General features: G+C 63.8%; 1 protein-coding gene. It reads left to right on the forward strand.

The window, feature by feature from the left end:
• Window positions 1–1,323: ATP-binding protein (locus FZE95_RS19460; RefSeq protein ID WP_150302442.1), on the forward strand; the 1,323-nt coding region annotated here is incomplete at both ends.

Raw genomic sequence — 1,323 nt, forward strand, 5'->3', positions numbered from 1 at the left:
GCCGGTATGGTGGCGGCGCGGACTTCGCCGTCGTTGTCGGTGCAGGCGGAGGCGGTTGAGGTGAACGGGGTGACCGTGGCGTGTATTCAGGTGCCCAAAGCGCACGGTGAAGTGGCGACCACTAGCGGCGTTTACCTACGCCGCCGCGTGAAGCACGACGGTACGCCCGAGTGCGTAGCCATGTTGCCGCATGAGCGGGCCAGCCGCGCCTCCAGCTTCGGCCTGATCGACGTGTCGGCTCAGCCGGTGGCCGGCGCCACTGTGGCAGACCTTGACCCGTTGGAGCGCGAACGCCTGCGCCAGGCTGTACAGCAGTTTGGCGGTGACCGCGTGTTACTGGAACTGGACGACGAAGCCCTCGACGGCGCGCTGATGCTTACCGCACGCCAGCCGGATGGCTCGCGCGTACCGACGCTCACCGGCTTGCTACTTGTAGGCAGGGAAACCTCCCTACGCCAGTTGGTGCCTACCCACGAATTCGCCTTCCAGGTGCTGGCCCAGCAGGCAGTACGTTTTAATGAGTTCCGTCGCTTCCCTCTGCTCAAGGCGCTGGATTGGCTGGAAACCAACTTCCGCCCCTATAACCCGGAGGAAGAACTGCAAGTCGGCCTGTTCCGCGTGCCGGTGCCTAAGGTCGATATGGGCGCTTACCGCGAAGCGGTGGCCAACGCGCTGATCCACCGCGACTATCACCGTCTCGGCGCCGTGCATGTGCGTCTTGAGGACGAGGCGCTGGTGGTCAGCAACCCCGGCGGGCTGGTAGATGGTGTGACCCTGGCCAACCTGCTGGTCACCGAACCGCGCCCGCGCAACCCGGCTTTGGCGGACGCCATGAAGCGCATCGGCGTGGTTGAACGCTCCGGGCGCGGTGTGGACAAGATCTTTCGCGGCATGCTCAAGTTTGGCCGACCCGCACCGGATTACAGTTACACCACAGCACAGAGTGTGGTGTTGCGCCTGCCGACCACCGAGGCCGATCTGGAATTTCGCCGCCTGGTGGTGGAGCACGAACGGGCCACCAACAACGAGCTACCCATTGACAGCCTGATTGCGCTGGCGGCGCTGCGCTCGACCAAGCGGGTGACTGCCGATGAGTTGGCCACACAGATACAGCGCGACACTGCCAGCGCCAAGCGCACCCTGGAAGCCTTGACTGAAGCCGGTCTGGTGGAAGCGCACGGCTCAACGCGGGCGCGTAGTTATACGCTGTCGGCCAGTTTGTATCAGGCTTCGGGTGACAAGGCCGCCTACACGCGTCAAGCTGGGTTCACACCCATTCAAAATGAGCAGATGGTGCTGAACTATGTGCAGCAGCATGGACAG

The sequence above is a fragment of the Pseudomonas profundi genome (genome assembly GCF_008638305.1).
Classification (GTDB): Bacteria; Pseudomonadota; Gammaproteobacteria; order Pseudomonadales; family Pseudomonadaceae; genus Halopseudomonas; species Halopseudomonas profundi.